The following is a 20382-nucleotide window of genomic DNA, read 5'->3' as shown; positions in this document are numbered from 1 at the left end:
GCCGCCAGCGTTCGTCCTGAGCCAGGATCAAACTCTCCAATAAAGTTTGTTACTGGTTCAAAGCTGGCAAATCATTTTAATGATAGACTCATTAACGCTTTCGCTGTTCAGTTTTCAAAGAGCATTTTTTGTCGAACGTTTTACATCTTATCACGTTCGTTGTTTACGAGTCAAGAAGTTTTTTTCATCGAATCTCGTTTTCTTTTCTCGTATTTTGTCGTCGTTCTTGGCGACAAGGAATAATCTATCACATATAAAACCCTAAATCAAGAGTAATTTTAAAAGTTTTTTTATCGATAAACTAGAAACCGCTCAAATGTCGCGGTACACAAGGAAAAAGAGCGAGAAATTCCTCGCTCTTCACATACATCTACTCTACTAAATTCATGTTTGGACCACATACCCATTTCTTTTCTTGAGAAATTGAAAGATTCCTACGCCAGCCATGAGCGTCAGTCCTGCTCCCATAGCCAACCACTCTGGGAAGATAAGCAATATCCCCCCTGCGATTAACACAACTCTCAGCAACCAGTTAAGACGAGCAAACACGAATCCTTCCGTTGCAGCAGCCAATGCCATAACCGCCAGAGCAGTTGTTCCCGTAGCGATGATGATATCTACTACATTGGCATCGTGTATGAGCATCGCCGGTTTGTAAATGAATATGAATGGAACAATGAATCCAGCCAAGGCCAGCTTGCAGGAAACCCAGCCCGTTCGTTGAGGATCTGAGCCAGCAATCCCTGCCCCTGCGAAGGCTGCCAGTGCAATAGGTGGTGTCAGATTGGCAATCGCCCCGAAGTAAAAGACGAAAAGATGAGCAGCAAGCGGATCGATGCCATAGGTAGCGAGTGCGGGTGCAGCCATCGTTGCTGTAATGATATAGCAAGGAATAGAAGGAAGACCCAGCCCCAAAATGATAGAAGCAATCATCGTAAACAGCAAAGTCATAAACAAGCTTCCCGAGCCCATCATCAAAATAATATTAGCCAGCTTCAAGCCTAATCCCGTTAAACTGAATACTCCTACGGTAATTCCGACCGCCGCACACGCTACCGCCACTCCGAGCGAATCTCGCACGCCACTCTCCAATGCTTGCAAAATATCGCGGAAGTTCATTCTACTAGATTTGCGAAATGCAGCAACAACGATGGTAGCGATAATTGTAAACACGGCTACCAGCGTAGGCGAAAACCCCCATATTAACAGGACGACCAGCATAATGAGCGGCAATAACAGATGCCCACGCTCACGCAGTACGTCATGAATTTTCGGCAGTTCACTTTTGCTTAACCCTTGCAAATTATCACGATCCGCACGCAAATGCACCTGAACCAGCAATCCGAAATAGTACATCATCGCTGGAATAAGAGCCGCAATCGCGATGGAGATATAAGGAACACCCAAAGTCTCTGCCATTATGAAAGCAGCGGCTCCCATGATTGGCGGCAAAATTTGCCCTCCGACTGCTGCGGTGGCTTCTACCCCCGCCGCAAATTCGGGTTTATAACCAACACGTTTCATCATTGGAATCGTAAACGAGCCTGTCGTCACCACACTTGCCACAGCCGATCCATTAATAGATCCATGAACTGCACTCGCGATCACCCCTACCTTTGCCGGTCCCCCCTTCGAGTTTCCTGCAAGTGATAGAGAGAGGTCATTAAACAGCGTTCCCATCCCTGACTTCGATAAAAAGGCACCAAAGATAATGAACAAAATAATAAAAGAGGCAGATACTGCGGTTGCATCACCGAAAATACCTTCTGTCGTGACGTACATATAATTGACGATATCACTGAACGTATACCCGCGGTGCCCAAAATCCCCAGGTAAGTACGGACCGATGTAAGCATATATGACGAAAATCAGAGCCATCGCCGTCAATTCCCACCCCGCCACTCGACGCGAGGCTTCCAGCACCAGAATACACGTGATCGCTGCAAAAACGACATCCAGGGTAGAAGGAATACCTCCTCGATTCACGATCTCCATGTAATAAACAAAAATGTATCCAGCAGTACCGAGCGCAACAATCGCCAACACCCCATCCAGCAAAGACAACGATTTACGTGATGCCTTTTTCCAGCCGGGGTATAGCAAAAAGATCAGACATAATACGACAGCAACGTGGAGTGAACGATGCTGTAACGTCACAAACGGAACGGCGTACACTGCATACATATGGTACAAGGCAAAAGCAACAGCTATGACTGACACGAGGATGCACAGCCATTTTTTCTGGAAAACACGATACCCGGATTCTTTGTCGTATTCTTGTAAAATGGCTTGTGCCTTATCTTCGTTGATTTTGATTTCATCGGCATCAGGCAGTTTCACTTGTGCATCCATCTATGCATTACTCTCCTTCTTTTCCAGGCTGTAGATGTAACCGTACCACCACGGAAACCATTTGACCGACAGCTCTAGCGACGTCCCTAGAGGCAATACCGTAACCAGTGGCCATGTCTGGTCTCGTACGGTGAGCATGTAGTCATTGCGAGTGATCAAATACAAGACGCGATCGCGCTGTTCTTGCAGCCCTGAAATTGTGATCCAACCGTCATCGACAGACATGTGGACACTTGGTCGATCCGAAAAATTGGCCGGGACTCCTGCACCAAACGACCGAAAAGAAGTCTCGGCCAATTCCATCCCGGAGAATCCTACTACCCGATACGTCTCTCTCCACGGGGTCAGTTCCACGGAATGAATCCACTCCATCTGAAAACGGTCCTGCAAGCTGACAGGCACCACGCCGATCATTTCTTGTCGATGAAAGTCACGTAATTCCAAATACGGACGGGGCCCGATAAGCATGAGCCCCGCCGCAACCAAAAGGAGTAAGCGGGTTCGCCAAATTTTCCAGATGTGCATCGTCCCTACCCCCGTTTCCTTCATACAAAAGCATCGATCAGTTCAATGCCCCTACTTCCTTGTAGTACTTTTCTGCACCCGGATGAAGAGGGACAACCAAGTTTTTCGCCGCCTCTTTTACATCCACTTCCTTGGCTGCACTATGCGCTGAACGCAACGTTTCCATTTCTTCAAAGAATGTTTTCGTAAGCTTGTACACTTGTTCGTCAGACAAATCGCTGCGTACGAGCAGAATATTGCGAATCGCCGCAGTCTGAACCGGCTGTTCATTCTTATACACACCTGCCGGAATCTCCGCCGACACAAAGAACGGATACTGCTGTGCCATTTTGTCTACATCAGCCTTCTGAATCGGAACAATCTCCACATCCTTCGTCGTTCCCAGATCGATGACGGCCGAGTTCGGAAGACCTGAGGTAACAAACGCTGCATCAATCGTATTGTTTTTCAACTGCTCAATTGCTTCCGCGTAAGACAAAAAGTCAGCCTTGATATCGTCGTACGTAATTCCATGACCAGCCAGTACCATGCGCGCATTTACTTCTACGCCAGAGTTAGGAGCTCCCACCCCAACCCGCTTTCCTTTCAAATCAGCAACAGATTTAATATTGCGGTCCTTCAATGTCACGATCTGTACGTAATTGAGGTACAACCCAGCCAATGCACGAAGGTCTTTGATAGCCCCGCCCTCTTTGAAATTTTCTTGACCCGCATAAGCAAAAGTCGTTACGTCTGACATCACGAACGCCACATCTGCCTTTTTCGTTTTGATCAGGTTAATGTTTTCAACAGACGCTCCCGTGGACTGAACAGAGGCATTGTACCCGAGCTTATCCTTGTAGATTTTCGCCATCGCTCCACCTAACGTGTAGTAGGGCCCGGAACTGCCACCTGTCGCTATCGTGAGAAAATTTTGTTCACTCCCACCGCCACTTCCTGATGCTGCATTTGGAGAAGCGGCAGGCTGCCCTCCACATGCTGTCACTGTAAGAACAAGTAGTGCGGACGTCAAAATCGACAGCATTTTGTTACGAATCATACTCATATACCCCCTTCTATTTACGCGAAATGGAACCGCTTACATTCATCTGTTAGTAGCAACTATTATGCCAACGTGGAGAAGACAAGCCCGCTCCTTCTTCTTTCAATCCATCATGGGGATTTTAATAAAAATCCGGCAAAAAAGTCCCGTCGATGCGGAATTTTTTGCCGGATCATCACACTATTGTCTCTCCATATATTGTTTCAGCTTTTGCCGTAAGCCTCGCTCACTGATTTCCAATTGATCGGCTGTCTTTTTCCGATGACCGCTGTTTTTTTCCAGTGTGTGCAGAATCACTCGCCGCTCCGCCTCTTCTAGCGTACTGCCTTCGGGTATCGTCAGCTCGTTTTTACTCGTCTGAAATGGCCGCCCATTGCCTTGTCGCGCAAATAGTGCGGGAGGAAAATCCTCCAGCGTCAACACGTCCCCATGGGAAAGTGCCACCGCATATTCCACGATATTCGCCAATTCTCGTACATTGCCGGGAAACGTGTAACCGTACAGCCATTTTCTCGCTTCCGGTGCTAATGACTTCGGCCCTTTTCCCATTTCCGCAGCTGTACGCTGGAGAAAATGTTCAAGCAACAGCGGAATATCGTCGATTCTTTCGCGCAGAGGTGGTGTACGAATCGGAATCACATTGAGCCGATAAAACAAATCCTCTCGAAACGCTCCGCATGCCACTTCTGCTTCCAGCTGCCGATTCGTCGCAGCAATAATCCGAATATCGACTTCCTTGGCGTCGTATCCACCCAATGGAGTAACGCGCTTTTCCTGAATGACACGCAGCAGCTTTGCTTGCAGAGAAAGTGGCATCTCTCCTATTTCATCGAGGAACACCGTGCCACCGTGAGAGCGTTCGAACAATCCCTTTTTGCTTTGATACGCTCCGGTAAACGTCCCTTTTTCATAGCCAAACAGCTCGCTTTCCAGCAATGCCTCCGGAATCGCCGCACAATTGATGACAGAAAAAGGAGCGTGCCTGCGATTCCCCTCGTGATGAATCGCCCGAGCGACCAGTTCCTTTCCCGTCCCGCTCTCCCCCGTAATTAATATGCTGGAGGAAATATCTTTTACCTTTTCGATCAAGTGAAACAGCTTTTCCATCACTGGGCTTTTGCCAAGGATTCCTGCGTAGGATTGCTTTTGGTGAATTTGCTCACGCAATGCTTGGACCTGGCGATGCAAATGCTGATGCTCCATTGCCTTGTCCAGCAAGTGCTTGACCTCTTCCAGATGCAGGGGCTTGGTTAAATAATGATAGGCACCTGCCTTGATCGCTTCTACCGAGGACTCGATCGTACCATAGGCCGTCATCATAATCACGGTGATCTCCGGGCGTAGCGCCTTTACTTGAGGGAGCAACGCCAAACCGCTGGTAGCACCTAAGCTCTGGTCGAGAAGCACACAATCTATTTCTTCGGTGTGAACGATCGCCAGAGCAGCGTCAGCATCGTGCGCCGTCCATATGTGGTAGTCATCCTCTAACGCAAACGACAACGAAACGCAAATAGAAGGTTCATCATCGACAATTAACAGCTTCTGCATCGCGAGCCTCCTGTCCAAAACGCAGTGTAAACGTCGTACCTACTTGCGTAACACTGCTTACCTCCAGCCGTCCGCTGTGTTCACGCATAATCTTCTGGCTTACGTACAAGCCCAGACCAATCCCTTGAGACTTGGTGGTATAAAACGGTTCGAACAGTCGCGATTGCTGTTCCTTTTGCATACCTTCACCCGTGTCTGATATCGCGACCCATACACCGTCTCTTTTGTTACCAGCCTTTATCCGCAGCTGCTTCCCAGTGCTCGCTGTCATCGCCTCCAGCGCATTTAGCACCAGGTTGATCAGCACCTGCTTGATTCTGCCCCGATCTACCTGTATTTCCAGTTGATCCGAGATATCGACCACAATATTGACTTGCTCACTCTCAAATCGTCTGGCAAACAGTCCGATGACCGAATGAACCAGGTCTGCCACACTCGTGCTCTGAATATGGAGTGGCTTGGAACGGGAATAATCAAGCAGCTCCTCGACGATCCGATTCATTCGCTCCAATTCCTCGGGTACAAAACGAAGCAATTCCTGGCGAAAACGCGGGTCGTCCACCTTTTTCGGTAATAGCTCAACGAATGTTTTCACAGCCGTCAACGGATTACGTAGTTCATGTGCGATTCCCGCCACTAATTGCCCCAATGCCCGCATTTTCTCTTGAGAGATCAGACGTGACTGCATTCTTTTTTGTTCCGTTCGATCCTGGACGGTGACAATCCACCCCACATGCTCCGACACGGCATTGAGAAAGGGAGCCACATAATAATGAAAAACAGAGGACTGCTCGTCATGGATTTCTCCTTCATAATGCCGGCTGCGATCCAAACAACAGGCTTCCCACGGCAGCTGAGGAAGGACGTCGAGGACATGGCGCCCCAAAATCTCTCCTTGTTTTGGCAGCATCCCTATCGCTACCTGATTTACCAACGTGATGTACCCTTGGGTGTCGAGTGAAAGAATCGCACTATCCGTATGATCCAGCACCTTCCGTTGAAATACCATCACATCCGCCAATTCAGCCGTCCGTCTTTTAACCTCCGCCTTCAGCCTTTTATTCCATAAAATGAAGGTCAGTAAAGACACGATCCCAACTGCCAAAACAAGCAGCAAGCCGATGACCAGCTTACGCCACCAGTCCGTTACATGAGGAGAATACGGTTCAAAATAGTGACTATACAAACGCGTATAGCTTCCGTCGCGATAGAGCTGATTCAGCCCTTCATTGAGCTTGTCCAGCAGCTCCGAATGTCCTTCTCTCACCGCGAATGCGTAATCAGTCGGATTAATGAGTCCAGAGCGCATCGAATAGTCTTCCCAACGATTTTCTTTGCGCAAAATATGCTCAGCCGTCCAGCGGTTTCCGAGGAACGCATCTGCCCGCCCGCGAGTCAGATTCGCCAACGCTTCCTTTTGACTGAATGAAACGATCATTTTCACTCTTCTGACACTTTCGAGCAAATCTATACTCGTATGGGCTCGCTGTACAGCGACTACTTTTTCCGATAGCTGGTTCAAGGTGTAGATCTCTTGGTCATCACGCGGGACGAGCAGCACCTCAGACATCGTAAAAAACGATTCACTAAAATCAAAGACTTGATCGTATCGATTGGTGTACTTCATTCCCAAAAGGACGTCCACTTTACCCGCGTGCAATGCAGCAACTGCCTCTTCCCATTCCAATGGCACGTACTCTAGCTTCCAATCATTTTGGCTTGCGATCTCCCTGATTAAGTCAATCGTAAAACCTATAAATTCGCCATCTGGCTCCATCGAAGAAAAAGGGGGGAGAGATTTGTCAAAGGCAACGCGTACGATTTTCTCCTCCGCTTTGGCTATCTCGGGAAACAAACCGATCAAGAAAAACAGAAGGATCAACCAATGCCCTCTTCTATAACGCAAACACATTCCCCCTCTATACATGTGCATTAGCTAAACCAAAAACAGGGGACCTATTCCTTTGTCTGCTGGTAAAACTCTTCGCGCAGCAGCCCCATCATGACGGTGTCGTAATACTGCCCATCTACATATTCATTTTGGCGCAGTCGTCCTTCTATAACAAAGCCCGATTTTTCATAAGCGCGAATCGCACGAGTATTTCCGCTCCACGTATCCAGCTGCACTCGATTCAAGTTCAGCTTAGAAAAGAGAAAATCGAGCAGGAGTCGCAACGTATCAGTTCCGTAGCCTTTGCTCCAATACTCTTTCGCCATGATCGCAATGCCAATCGTCGCTGTTCGCGTAACCAGATTCACATCTCGGTAATCGCAATTGCCGATGTGCTCTCCATCCAAGGTATAGACAGAGAATACAAATCCGTTTAATTTATCAGCTGGTCTTGCGGCGCGAACGTTTTCCTCATACATCGCTTTGAGCGAGTCGAGTGATACATAGCTATATGTCGCCAAGCTTGAGCCCGCTGCCCATTTAGCCGCTTCCTGATCGTTGCGCCAATGGAACAGCCTCTCCATATCTTCAGCAATAACTGGTCGTAATTCTACTAAGTTCCCTTTGATCATTTCGGATCCTACCCTTCGAATGGTGTTTGATCGATAAGTTTGCTTGGTTTGAAGTGAAGTTGAATTTGTTCATGGTCACCACACCTTTCGATGTAAGATATCGTTTATTCTAGCAAAAAAACCACACTCTGGAAACAGAGGTGGTTATTGCTGTTTGCTGTTATCGGCGCCTTTGTAGCTCCGTCAGCACTTCATCCAGCGGCAGCTTTTGCTCCCGCAATAGAACCATCAAGTGAAAAATCAGATCCGAAGCCTCATACTGCAGCTCCTCACGACTACGATTTTTCGCTGCAATAATGACCTCGGCAGCTTCTTCCCCGACCTTTTTCAGGATTTTGTCTACGCCTTTTTCAAACAAATAGGTGGTGTAGGAGCCTTCCGGGCGCTCTGCCTCCCGCGCAGCAATCAGTTCCTCCAGCTCACTCAAAATCGCAAAGCGGTCTGCCCGCTCCGTTTGTACCGGCCCAACTGTATGTGGGAGAACATCCGTCGAGAAACAGCTGTAAGCTCCTGTATGACAAGCAGGTCCATTCGGCTCGACCAACACAACGAGCGCATCCCCGTCACAATCATACCGCATAGAGACGATCCGCTGTGTATTGCCAGACGTCTCACCCTTGTGCCACAACTCTTGTCTGGAACGGCTCCAAAACCATGTTTCTTTTGTCGCCAATGATTTCTGTAGCGATTCTTCATTCATATAGGCAAGCGTCAAGACTGTCTTGCTTCCGGCATCCTGCACGATGACAGGGAGTAAGCCATTCTCGTCAAAACGCAATTTTTCCACCGCAAGCTCTTCTGCTCCTGTCATGGCCGCACGACAACTCCTTTGGTTTGCAAATACTCTTTGACTGAATGAATCGACGTCTCGTCATAGTGAAAAATGGAGGCGGCCAGCGCAGCATCTGCCTTTCCTTGCGTCAGCACATCGTAAAAGTGTTCCTTTGAGCCCGCTCCACCAGAAGCAATGACCGGAATCCCTACCGCTTCTGATACTCGCTTGGTCAATTCGAGTCCAAAGCCTTTCTTTTCCCCATCGTCGTCCATGCTGGTCAAAAGGATTTCTCCCGCTCCGAGCGCTTCTGCCTCCTGCGCCCAACGGATGACGTCTCTCCCCGTTGCATTCCGTCCGCCGTGGGTATACACTTCCCAGCGATCCTCTCCAACACTTCTTGCGTCTATCGCCACGACAATACATTGTGAGCCAAAGACCGTCGCTCCCTCGCGTATCAAATCGGGACGCAAAACAGCTGCTGTATTTAACGAGATTTTGTCTGCACCCGCACGCAATATCGTTTTCATATCGTCGACGCTGTTAATGCCACCGCCAACCGTGAAAGGAATCGTAATGTTCGCGGCCGTTTTCTCAATGACATCCACCATCGTCTTGCGCCCTTCGTGGGACGCAGAAATGTCGAGAAAAATCAGCTCGTCTGCTCTCTCTTCGCTATACTTTTTGGCCAGCTCAACCGGGTCTCCTGCATCGCGCAACCCGACGAACTGCACACCTTTTACCACTCGTCCGTCTTTTACATCCAGGCACGGGATAATTCTTTTAGCCAGCATGCGATTCACGCACCTCCATCCGCCGGAGCGCTTCTTCCAAAGTAAAAGCATCCGTGTAGAGTGCTTTACCGACAATAGCGCCAGAGACTCCGTCTGAAGCATGGGCAGCCAGCGTCAACAAATCGTCCAATTGGCTGACGCCGCCTGAGGCAATGACCGATTTGCCTGTAGCAACCGCCAACGCTGCAATTTCTTCTACATTGGGCCCCGTCATCGTGCCATCGCGGGCGATATCAGTGTAAATAAACGTCTCCGCCCCATACGCAACCAGCCTTTTGGCCAGCTCAGTCGCTTGCACATCCGTCGTGGTCAGCCAGCCTCTTGTGGCCACCAGTCCATTTCGGCAATCCAGACCGATCGCGATTTTGTCCCCATAGTTTTGGAGAATTCGCTGCGTAAAAGGCTCGTCTTCGATAGCAGCCGTCCCTACGATTACGCGCGCGACTCCCGCTTCCAGGTAATCAGCGATCTGTACTTCTGTTCGAATACCGCCTCCCACCTGCACCGGAACAGGGATCGAACGCGCTATCTCTTTGATCAGCGCTGCGTTCGCGGGCTTCCCTTCCTTTGCCCCGTCCAGATCTACGAGATGTACCCAGGATGCCCCCTGCTCTACCCAGCGTTTTGCCATCGCGAGCGGCGAATCGGCGTACACCGTCTCCTGCCCGTAATCTCCTTGGAAAAGCCGAACACATTTGCCCCCGCGAATATCGATCGCCGGATAAACGATAAAGCTCATGTCAAAACCCCCTCGCATTGAACGGCAAAGTTGCGCAGCAGCTCCATTCCGGTCTCTCCGCTCTTTTCCGGGTGAAACTGCATGCCGTATACGTTGTCGCGCCCTACAATAGCTGTGACCTCCTGGTAATAATCGCTCGTCGCTAGCAAAACATCTGACTGGCACAGGACGTGATACGAATGGACGAAATATACGTAATCGCCAGCCTGTACGCCGTCTAGCAATGGGTGGTTTTGCTTGATTTGCAATTGATTCCAGCCCATGTGCGGTACCTTGAAATCTCCATGAAAACGAACCGCCTCACCACCGAGTAGTCCCAACCCGGTATGCTCGCCATGCTCCGTACTTTTCTCAAACAAGAGCTGCATCCCGAGGCAAATGCCCAGGATCGGACGACCTGAAGCTACGTAGCCTTCGATTGCTTGCTCCAATCCGAGCTCGCGTATGTTGTGAATAGCATCCCCGAACGCCCCGACTCCCGGCAAAATCAACCCGCTGTAATCTTGCAGGCGCTCTGCACCCGAGACGAACTCGTAAGAATAACCCAGTCTCTCCAATGCCTTGCTCAAGCTGTACAAATTCCCCATGCCGTAATCAATGATGCCGATCATGCTACAAAACCCCTTTTGTCGACGGAACCCCTTTTACACGTGGATCGATCGTCGTCGCTTCGTCCAATGCACGGCCCAGCGCTTTGAAAATCGCCTCGATCATGTGGTGCGTATTGTGACCGTAGTGCAAGATCACATGCAGATTGATCCGCGCCTCCAATGCGAGCTTCCACAAAAATTCATGCACCAGCTCAGTCGGGAACTGCCCAACCATATTGGTAGGATAAGTAGCGCGATACTCCAAGTGAGGACGGTTGCTAATATCAATGACGACTTGAGCGAGCGCGTCATCCATCGGGACAAATGCATTTCCATATCGCTTGATGCCCTTCTTGTCTCCCAGTGCTTCTCGCAGAGCATGCCCGAGACAAATCCCGATATCCTCCACTGTGTGATGGTAGTCGATCTCGATATCTCCCTTTGCCTTGACAGTCAGGTCAAAATGTCCGTGTCGGGTAAACAGGTCTAGCATGTGATCCAAAAAAGGAACACCCGAATTCTGTTTGCTCTCTCCTGCACCATCGACACCAAAGGAAAGCGCGATCTGCGTCTCATTCGTATTGCGTTCGATCTGTGCTACACGTTGTTTCCCTTCACTCATCTCTTTTCACCCTCCTGCTCTTCGCTCTCAAAATCTCGCAATCGTGCAAGGATCGCTCGTCCGTGTCCAGTCAGCCCTTCCTGCTCAGCCAGTGCCACGATTTTATGTCCATTTTCTCGTAAATCTCGTTTGCTGTAGGAAACGACGCTCGACTTCTTGATAAAATCATCCACGGATAATGGCGAGGAAAAACGCGCCGTTCCATTCGTAGGAATCACATGATTGGTCCCGGCAAAATAATCGCCGACCGGCTCTGAGCTGTATGGGCCGAGGAAGATAGCACCTGCATTCTCCACTTTTCCGAGCTGTTCAAACGGCTCCGCAATCATGATCTCCAGATGCTCGGGAGCGATACGGTTAATGGCAGCAAACCCTTCATCCAAATCGTCGACGAGTAAAATGACGCCGTAGTCACGTATCGCCGCTTCTGCAATGGATTTGCGTGGAAGATCTGCTAACTGTCGCTCGACTTCCTGTGAGACCTGCTCCGCCAACACTTGCGATGTCGTGACCAAAATCGCGGCGGACATCGGATCGTGCTCCGCCTGAGACAGAAGATCTGCTGCAATGTAACGCGGATTGGCTGTTTCATCTGCAATCACAGCAATTTCACTAGGCCCTGCCACCATATCGATGCTGACCAATCCGAATACTTCTCGCTTCGCCAGCGCCACGAAAATATTGCCGGGGCCAACGATTTTATCGACTGCCTTGATTTGCTCTGTTCCGTAGGTCAGTGCCGCGACCGCCTGCGCACCGCCTACCTTGTATATCTCCGTTACCCCTGCAATCTGGGCCGCAACGAGTATCGCCGGGTTGATTTTCCCATCCGCTCCTGGCGGTGTCGTAATGACGACTTCTGGAACACCTGCAATTTTGGCAGGGATAGCATTCATCAATACGCTGGAAGGATAGGCTGCCGTTCCGCCTGGCACATATAATCCAACGCGCTGCAACGGACGTATCAACTGACCGAGCAGGGTTCCACTCTCTTTGGTGGAAAACCAGGACTGACGCACCTGACGTTCGTGAAACGATCGAATATTTTCGGCTGCTTCCCCCAATGCTGCCTTTACTTGTGGAGAAACGAGCTCACTTGCTTCAGCAAATTCGGCTTCGCTCACGCGGAAGTTTTGCAGAAGAACACGATCAAACCGTTCCGTGTAATAGCGCAGCGCTTCGTCCCCTTGCTGACGAACCAATGTAAGGATGGCCTTTACCGCTTCTTGCTGCTCTCTGGTTCCCGCGTCTACAGATCGCTTCCCGTCATATTGGCTGGCTGACATGATTCGCATAGCTGTCTCCCCTTTTTTTTCTAGTTCCCGCGAGGAACGACCTCTAAAAATTTTCCGGCGATATCGTCCACCGCTTCACTTTTCATCCGATAGCTGGCTCGATTCGCAATCAGCCTCGTCGTAATTTCGCAAATATGCTCCAGCTCGACCAGTCCGTTTTCCCGCAAGGTCCTGCCCGTCGAAACAATATCTACAATCCGGTCAGCTAGTCCAATCATCGGGGCGAGCTCCACTGAGCCATTCAGCTTGATAACTTCAACCTGCTGACCCTGCTCACGGAAATAACGTGACGCAATCTTCGGATATTTCGTCGCAACACGTAGCGCTTCGGTCGGCTTCCAATCTGGTAGACCCGCTACCATCATGCGGCAATAGCCAATATGCAAATCAAGCAGCTCGTAAACATCTCGTTCTTCCTCCAATAAAACATCCTTGCCGACCACACCAACATCGGCCACCCCATACTCTACATAAGTAGGAACATCAGTAGGCTTCGCCATAATGAATTCTAGCTGGGTATTTTCTACAGGGATGATCAGTTTGCGAGAATCTTGCAGCTCTGCTGTGACTTGCAAGCCCGCCTGCTGAAGGAAGTGGACGGCCTCTTCAAAAATCCGCCCTTTTGGCATGGCAATCGTCAGCTTTTGGTCGTTTTTGGTGAGTGCCATCTCCTACTCCTCCTGTTTTGTCATGCAAATGACCTTGGTATATCCCACTTCTTGTTCAACCTGTCTCTTATCGATCATAGTCACGAGACGTGTCACCACCACCAGCCCGCCCTCACGCAATAACCTGGCCTCTGCCAACGCGGCGCTGCGGCAATCCTCGGTGTAAACGAGCAATACGCGCGCTGGTGCTTGCCTTTTAACGAAAGGAGTGACCTGTAGCAGACGATCCATCTTGATCGCAAAGCCCGTAGCGGATGCAGCACGCCCAAACTGGGACAACAGTTGATCGTAGCGTCCTCCGCCCAAGAGCGGGGAGCCCAAGTCTGCGGCGTATCCTTCGAAAACGACACCTGTGTAGTAGTTCAAATTGATGATCAGATTGAAATCGATCAACAAATCTTCCGTCACCCCGTAGGCTTCTAACGACTCCCACAAGGAAGCAATTGTCTCGACTGCCCGCCTAGCTTTTCCGTTGCCCGCCAGTGCACGGGCTACCTCGATCTTCCCTTTTCCTCCTTGAAGGCGTAGCAAGGATTCCAATCGGTCTTTTGATTCTGTAGAGATGTCTACCGTTGCAAGTAGTTGCCGGAAGCCTACGAAGTCCCGCTCGTACAAAAACTGGCGGAATTGATTGCGAGCATACTCTTCCTCAATCTCTTCCTCCAAAAGACCGTCTACGAAATCAACATGCCCGATGGCAATGCGAAACGTCTCAACACCCGCCGCCCGTAGGCAAAACACAGCAAGCGCAATTGCCTCTGCATCAGCATCAACAGACGCATCTCCGATCAGCTCGATCCCCGTTTGTGAAAACTCTGCATTCCGCCCCGCTTCTTTTTCCTGTGCACGAAACACATTCGCCTGGTAATACAGCCGTATCGGCAGTGGAACATCTTTATAAAGAGAGGAAACAACGCGTGCGATCGGCGTTGTCATGTCCGGTCGAAGGACTACGGTGTGCCCTTGTTTATCCAGAAGACGAAACATCCGGTCTGTCAGTGTCGCACTTGCTGCTCCTACCGTGTCGAAGTATTCCAGAGAAGGTGTGGATATTTCGTCATAGCCCCATCTCTCAATACATTGCCGCAGCTCCCGCTCCAAATGCCGTTGTTTCGCCAGTGATTCCGGCAGTATGTCCCGCATCCCGAGCGGCTTCTCAAATCCCAACGGCTTTGCCATCGTTGTTCCCTCCATTACGTTTCGCTTTACTCTGCTAATATGGTAACAAACTAAAGTATTATGAAGAAGATTACCATGACCAACAACGGAGGTCAACCAAGATGAGAATAGTCGGAAAATTCAACAACAAAAAAACCGCCAGAGTAAACACCCGACGGTCCATCACATATGGAAGAGGCGCTACGTCCCTTCCTCTGAATCTTTCATTCGAATGAGCTGCATGGGGTTCCCCCCTACAAAGGCGCCAGGCGGAACATCTTTATGAACAACCGTTCCCGCTGCGACAATTGCCCCTTTTCCAATCGTTACTCCAGGCAAAATCGTAGAGTTGGCCCCAACCAGGACAGCATCCTCAATAATCACTTCTCCCAAGCGGTATTCATCGATCAAATATTCATGCGCCAGTATAGTCGTATTGTAGCCGATCACGCAATTACGTCCGATCTTGATCTTCTCGGGAAACATAATATCCACCATGACCATCAGCGCAACCGCACTATGCTGCCCTACTTCCATGCGCAAAAACGTGCGGTACATCCAGTTCTTCCACGAGACAATTGGCGTATACCGGGAAAGTTGGATGACCATAAAATTTTTCACGACCTTAAAGAAGTTTACCGTTTGATACATGTGCCAAAGCGGGTTTACCCCATTTACGGGATAACGGGTTGTCTTTCTCATATGCGTCTCTTTCTCCTACAAGTCAGAATCGGCATCTTCTAAAATGGCATTCGACTGTTTGCGTGTGAAGTGCATCGCTGCGTTGTAACCCATCCGTTTCAGACGGAAGTTCATCGCCGCTACCTCAATGATGACAGCCAAATTTCGTCCTGGTCGAACAGGTACGGTAATGATCGGGATTTCGGTGTCCATGATCTTCAAGGTTTCCTCATCCAGACCCAACCGCTCGTACATTTTGTGCGGCTCCCACAGCTCTAGCTGCACAACCATCTCGATGTTTTTCACGTTACGCACAGCACCTGCACCGAACATCGTCATAATGTTGATAATCCCCACACCACGGATTTCCAAGAGATGCTGAATCAACTCAGGAGCGCTACCGCTTAGTTGCCCACCCTGGGTCTGGCGAATTTCGACTGCGTCGTCTGCTACCAATCGATGTCCACGCTTTACGAGCTCGAGTGCAGCTTCACTCTTCCCGATACCGCTCGATCCCATAATCAAGACACCGACGCCGTATATATCTGTGAGTACCCCATGGATGGTCGTCGTTGGAGCCAAACGATTCTCCAGGAAGTTGGTTACTTTCCCGACTAACGTTGTCGTTGCCAGTGGAGACTGAAGGACAGGTACACCGAAGCGGTTAGAAACGTCGATCATCTCTTCAGGTACCATCTGATTGCGAGTCACACAGAAGCAAGGGACCTGCCCTTGCATGAGAAAATTCATCCGTTCCAGCCGTTCCTCTCGGGTCAACGTCTGAAAAAAGTTGATTTCCGTCAAGCCGAACAATTGAATCCGCTCTTCCGCATAATACGAATAGTAACCGGCTAACTGCAGGCCGGGACGACTCAAATCTGTTACGGTAATTTCACGTCCCAAGCCCTCTTCCCCGCTCAAGATCGTCATATTGAAATGGTCCACTAGATGGCTCACATTCGTCTTACGCATGAAGCTTCCCCCTCACATGGGATTTTCCGTCCCGATGGTTGTGACTCTATTGTATCCAAACCTCCGTGCATACGACAACCTTATTAAAGTAAGCCCCCGTAACTCATCTTAGAGAGTTCGGGGGCCTTTCGCAGGTGGTCGCTACCTCTTTTCTTTTTTCATGCCAACCACGACTTCAATGAGGTAGCCAAAAATACTCATCAGTGCTGCCGCCACGATGACTGTCCCAATGTTGTCCGGCCATGGCCCTACTTCAAACCCATCAATAAAGTACGCAGTCAAGGCAAACGTCACGGCATTTATGACAAACCAGAACAAGCCAATCGTCAATACTTGCAAAGGGAATGTAAAGAACAACAGAATTGGCCGAATAACGGTGTTGACCAACCCCAAAATCAATGTAGCCCACATTGCTACCACAAAATTCGCGATATAGATGGAATGGAACCAACTGCTGATCAATAGCAGGGCAGCCCCATGCAAAAGCATTTTGATGATCCAACGTGCCATGGCTTCTCCCCCTTTACAGTCTCAACCAGCAATTAACGAATCCCCTTCACTTCCCACTCCCATTGTTCAAAAAACTGCGTCATGAATTGATGTCTCTCGTCGGCAATCGTTTGCGCAGTTTTGGTAAAAAGCTTATCTTTGATTCGTTGCAGCTTCCACGTGTATTCCTTATACGGCGTATGCTGATTCGGGTCGTCCGATTGGATTGGTTGCCCAATAACTCCAGTATAAGCAAAAGCACGCGCGACTCCAATAGCCCCGATGGAGTCCAGCTTGTCGGCGTCGAACAAGATTTTGTCTTCCAAGGTGTGGGGAGGACGTTCTTTGCGAAAACGATGAGCGAGGATCGCGGACTGTACCCGAGAAATGAAATCGTCACTCTTCCCGCGTGCATGTAGCCACTCGGCTGCCTGTCTCGCGCTGATTTCAGCATGACACTCCCCCGTCTGCCGTTCTTCCGCTCTCCCAATGTCATGGAGCAAGGCAGCAAAACGGAGAACATCCATCTGGGCCCCTTCTTCACGGCCAATTCGCTCGCACATCGCTATCACACGCAAATTGTGCTGCCAATCGTGAGCAGGGTCTTGTCCATCGAATCGCTGTTGTGCTTCTGCCACCAAATCAGCTGGTAGTGCTGCGAGAGCTTCCTTCACATAATCCATCTTTGTCCTCCCCTAGCAAAAGACGCCCCCCTGAAGCAGGGAGGCTGTCTAGCAATTACTTCGAAACGAATTGTTCCAGCTTGGCATTCGTCCGTTCTTTATCTCGTTCCAAAATTGGCTTCAAATATATGCCCGTGTACGATCCTTCTATTTTCGCCACTTCCTCAGGCGTTCCCGTTCCGATAATCTCTCCACCACGCGTACCGCCTTCGGGTCCTAAATCCAAGATGTAGTCAACCGTCTTGATCACGTCGAGATTGTGCTCGATGACAAGGACCGTCTCCCCGTTTTCCACCAATCGTTGCAGTACCTTCAACAAACGATCAATGTCATCTGTATGCAGACCCGTTGTCGGTTCATCCAGAATGTAAAGCGTACGTCCTGTACTGCGGCGATACAGCTCGGAAGCGAGCTTGACCCGTTGCGCTTCCCCGCCAGAGAGCGTCGTAGCAGGCTGCCCCAGCTTTACGTATCCTAGCCCTACGTCTACAATTGTTTGTAACTTGCGCTCAATCTTTGGCAGGTTACGGAAAAACTCGACGCCATCCTCAATGGTCATTTCCAGCACATCTGCTATGTTCTTGCCTTTGTATTTTACATCGAGCGTCTCGCGATTGTAGCGTTTGCCATGGCACACTTCGCAAGGTACATACACATCCGGCAAAAAATGCATTTCGATTTTAATAATCCCATCACCGCTGCACGCTTCACAACGGCCGCCTTTGACGTTAAAGCTGAAGCGACCTTTTTTGTAACCGCGCACTTTGGCTTCATTGGTAGACGCAAACAGATCGCGAATATCGTCAAAGACACCTGTATAAGTCGCTGGGTTAGAACGCGGCGTCCGCCCGATCGGGGATTGATCGATATCGATCACTTTGTCCAAGTGCTCCAGTCCCACGATACGACGATGCTCGCCCGGCTTCACCTTCGCTTTGTTCAAATCACGAGCCAGGGTCTTTTGCAAAATTCCGTTGATCAGCGTACTTTTTCCTGAGCCAGATACACCTGTCACAGCTACAAAAAGCCCCAATGGAATTTTCGCATTCACATTCTTCAGGTTGTTTTCCTTCGCGCCCTCAATCTTGATCCATTTGTCCGATGGCTTACGACGCTCCATCGGAACAGGGATGAATTTGCGCCCGCTCAAATACGCACCTGTCAATGAATTGGGGTCCTTCATGACTTCCTCAGGAGTTCCGGCCGCAACGATTTGACCGCCATGAATTCCTGCACCCGGACCAATATCGATAATGTAATCGCAAGCCATCATCGTATCCTCGTCATGCTCGACGACGATCAAGGTGTTCCCCAGCTTGGTCATATGCTCCAACGTCTTGATCAGACGTGCGTTATCCCGCTGATGCAATCCGATACTCGGCTCATCCAAAATGTAGAGAACGCCCATCAGGCTGGAACCAATCTGCGTAGCCAATCGAATCCTTTGCGCTTCTCCCCCGGATAGCGTCCCCGCTGCACGACTCAAGGTCAAGTAATCCAGACCGACATCAATCAAAAAGTTCAGGCGAGCAGAGATTTCCTTCACGATTAGGTTCGCAATCTTCGCTTCTCGCTCTGTTAGTTCCAGTCCACCTACAAATTGATGCGCGTCGAGGATCGACAGCGTCGTCAGCTCGGAAATGCTGCGCTCCCCGACCTTTACCGCCAAGCTCTCCTGACGCAAGCGCTGACCTTTGCAGACTGGACAATGCTTTTGGCTCATGAAGCCTTCGATTTGTTCGCGAATGTAATCCGAGCTCGTCTCCAAATGACGTCGTTGCAGGTTGATAACGACACCCTCGAACGGTACAACCGCCTCGCGCACCTGCCCGAACTCGTTCTCATAACGGAAATGAATCTTTTCACCTTCACTGCCGTACATCAAGATTTGGCGGTGCGCTTCCGTAAGTTCCTCATAAGGCACATCCATCTTAATGTTAAAGTGGCGGCAAGCTGATTCCAGCAGCTGTTGATAGTAAGTAGAGGTCTTCGGCTCCCATGCGCCAATCGCCCCGTCATTAAGCGTCTTCGTCACGTCAGGAACGACCATATCCGGGTCTACCTCCAGCTTGACACCCAATCCGTCACACTCCGAGCAAGCACCAAATGGACTGTTAAAGGAGAAAATACGCGGCTCCAGCTCACCGATAGAGAATCCACAAACCGGGCAAGCATGCTTTTCACTGAACAGCAGCTCTTCCTGCTCCATCACATCGACGATAACCTTGCCATCTGCCAAACGTAGCGCTGTCTCCAACGAGTCTGCCAGACGCGCTTGCACATCCGGCTTTACGACGATGCGGTCAACGACCACTTCAATGTTATGCTTCTTGTTCTTTTCCAGCTTGATGTCTTCGGACAAATCGGTAATTTCACCATTGACCCGCACACGAACAAAGCCCTGCTTGCGGATGTCCTCCAGCAGCTTCACGTGCTCTCCCTTACGTCCTTGAACCATTGGCGCGAGGATTTGCATTCTCGTGCGCTCCGGATACTCCAGTAGTCGATCGACCATTTGTTCAATGGTCTGGGATTGAATCTCGATACCATGCTCCGGACAAACCGCTCTACCGACACGTGCATACAGAAGACGCAAATAGTCGTAGATTTCCGTAACCGTACCTACCGTGGAGCGAGGGTTGCGGCTCGTCGTCTTCTGGTCAATCGAAATCGCAGGGGAAAGTCCCTCAATCGAATCCACGTCCGGCTTGTCCATCTGCCCGAGAAATTGACGGGCGTATGCAGACAAGGACTCCACATAACGGCGTTGTCCCTCTGCATAAATGGTATCAAAAGCGAGCGAGGACTTACCCGAGCCAGACAAACCCGTCAGAACGACGAATTTGTCCCTCGGAATCACTACATCAACATTTTTTAAATTGTGGGCACGTGCACCCTTTACAACAATATGTTCTAATGGCATGAAAAA

Annotated in this window: 19 protein-coding genes; all 19 read right to left on the bottom strand. The window is 49.9% G+C overall.

Going from position 1 to position 20382, the window contains the following annotated elements:
- Positions 1-384 precede the first annotated feature (384 nt).
- Positions 385-2352 (bottom strand): TRAP transporter permease, encoded by a 1968-nt coding sequence (locus AB1L17_RS14510; protein ID WP_412845531.1) that lies wholly within the window; start codon positions 2350-2352, stop codon positions 385-387.
- Positions 2353-2877 carry a DUF1850 domain-containing protein gene (locus AB1L17_RS14505; RefSeq protein ID WP_412845530.1) on the bottom strand — a complete coding sequence of 175 codons (525 nt, stop codon included), beginning with the start codon at positions 2875-2877 and terminating at the stop codon, positions 2353-2355.
- A 37-nt stretch (positions 2878-2914) separates the two neighbouring features.
- Positions 2915-3916 carry a TAXI family TRAP transporter solute-binding subunit gene (locus AB1L17_RS14500; RefSeq protein ID WP_412845529.1) on the bottom strand — a complete coding sequence of 334 codons (1002 nt, stop codon included), beginning with the start codon at positions 3914-3916 and terminating at the stop codon, positions 2915-2917.
- Between the two features lie 183 nt (positions 3917-4099).
- Positions 4100-5467 (bottom strand): sigma-54-dependent transcriptional regulator, encoded by a 1368-nt coding sequence (locus tag AB1L17_RS14495; RefSeq protein ID WP_412845528.1) that lies wholly within the window; start codon positions 5465-5467, stop codon positions 4100-4102.
- On the bottom strand, positions 5442-7373 hold the full coding sequence (locus AB1L17_RS14490) for a transporter substrate-binding domain-containing protein (RefSeq protein ID WP_412845527.1): 1932 nt from the start codon (positions 7371-7373) through the stop codon (positions 5442-5444). The genes AB1L17_RS14495 and AB1L17_RS14490 overlap by 26 nt, the downstream gene beginning before the upstream one ends.
- 50 nt (positions 7374-7423) lie before the next feature.
- On the bottom strand, positions 7424-7990 hold the full coding sequence (locus AB1L17_RS14485; RefSeq protein WP_412845526.1) for a GNAT family N-acetyltransferase: 567 nt from the start codon (positions 7988-7990) through the stop codon (positions 7424-7426).
- 160 nt (positions 7991-8150) lie between these two features.
- Positions 8151-8801, bottom strand: coding sequence for a bifunctional phosphoribosyl-AMP cyclohydrolase/phosphoribosyl-ATP diphosphatase HisIE (gene hisIE / locus AB1L17_RS14480; RefSeq protein WP_412845525.1), 651 nt, complete (start codon positions 8799-8801; stop codon positions 8151-8153).
- Entirely contained in the window at positions 8798-9556 is a 759-nt protein-coding gene (gene hisF, locus AB1L17_RS14475; protein ID WP_412845524.1) for an imidazole glycerol phosphate synthase subunit HisF, read from the bottom strand. The genes hisIE and hisF overlap by 4 nt, the downstream gene beginning before the upstream one ends.
- On the bottom strand, positions 9546-10295 hold the full coding sequence (gene hisA / locus AB1L17_RS14470) for a 1-(5-phosphoribosyl)-5-[(5-phosphoribosylamino)methylideneamino]imidazole-4-carboxamide isomerase (protein WP_412845523.1): 750 nt from the start codon (positions 10293-10295) through the stop codon (positions 9546-9548). Before hisA ends, hisF begins: the two co-directional genes overlap by 11 nt.
- Positions 10292-10906 (bottom strand): imidazole glycerol phosphate synthase subunit HisH, encoded by a 615-nt coding sequence (gene hisH, locus AB1L17_RS14465; RefSeq protein WP_412845522.1) that lies wholly within the window; start codon positions 10904-10906, stop codon positions 10292-10294. Before hisH ends, hisA begins: the two co-directional genes overlap by 4 nt.
- 1 nt (position 10907) lies before the next feature.
- Positions 10908-11507: an imidazoleglycerol-phosphate dehydratase HisB gene (hisB, locus tag AB1L17_RS14460; protein ID WP_412845521.1), complete on the bottom strand. Its 600-nt coding sequence runs from the start codon at positions 11505-11507 to the stop codon at positions 10908-10910.
- A complete protein-coding gene (gene hisD / locus AB1L17_RS14455) occupies positions 11504-12802 on the bottom strand; it encodes a histidinol dehydrogenase (RefSeq protein ID WP_412845520.1) in 1299 nt (432 codons plus the stop codon). Before hisD ends, hisB begins: the two co-directional genes overlap by 4 nt.
- A 20-nt stretch (positions 12803-12822) precedes the next feature.
- Entirely contained in the window at positions 12823-13470 is a 648-nt protein-coding gene (gene hisG, locus AB1L17_RS14450; protein ID WP_412845519.1) for an ATP phosphoribosyltransferase, read from the bottom strand.
- Between the two features lie 3 nt (positions 13471-13473).
- Positions 13474-14649: an ATP phosphoribosyltransferase regulatory subunit gene (locus AB1L17_RS14445; RefSeq protein WP_412845518.1), complete on the bottom strand. Its 1176-nt coding sequence runs from the start codon at positions 14647-14649 to the stop codon at positions 13474-13476.
- 180 nt (positions 14650-14829) lie between these two features.
- The gene (locus AB1L17_RS14440) at positions 14830-15330 is read right to left on the bottom strand and encodes an acyltransferase (protein ID WP_412845517.1); all 501 of its coding nucleotides are present in this window, start codon (positions 15328-15330) and stop codon (positions 14830-14832) included.
- 15 nt (positions 15331-15345) lie between these two features.
- Positions 15346-16281: an HPr(Ser) kinase/phosphatase gene (gene hprK / locus AB1L17_RS14435; RefSeq protein WP_412845516.1), complete on the bottom strand. Its 936-nt coding sequence runs from the start codon at positions 16279-16281 to the stop codon at positions 15346-15348.
- Positions 16282-16422: 141 nt separating this feature from the next.
- Positions 16423-16791: a phage holin family protein gene (locus tag AB1L17_RS14430; protein ID WP_412845515.1), complete on the bottom strand. Its 369-nt coding sequence runs from the start codon at positions 16789-16791 to the stop codon at positions 16423-16425.
- A gap of 32 nt (positions 16792-16823) precedes the next feature.
- A complete protein-coding gene (locus AB1L17_RS14425; protein WP_412845514.1) occupies positions 16824-17453 on the bottom strand; it encodes an HD domain-containing protein in 630 nt (209 codons plus the stop codon).
- A 55-nt stretch (positions 17454-17508) separates the two neighbouring features.
- Positions 17509-20376, bottom strand: coding sequence for an excinuclease ABC subunit UvrA (uvrA, locus tag AB1L17_RS14420; RefSeq protein WP_412845513.1), 2868 nt, complete (start codon positions 20374-20376; stop codon positions 17509-17511).
- Positions 20377-20382: the final 6 nt, after the last annotated feature.

The organism is Brevibacillus jepli, from assembly GCF_047229145.1.
Lineage (GTDB): Bacteria > Bacillota > Bacilli > Brevibacillales > Brevibacillaceae > Brevibacillus.
Note: the sequence above shows the minus strand (reverse complement) of the source record. Positions and strands in the feature narration are given on the sequence as shown.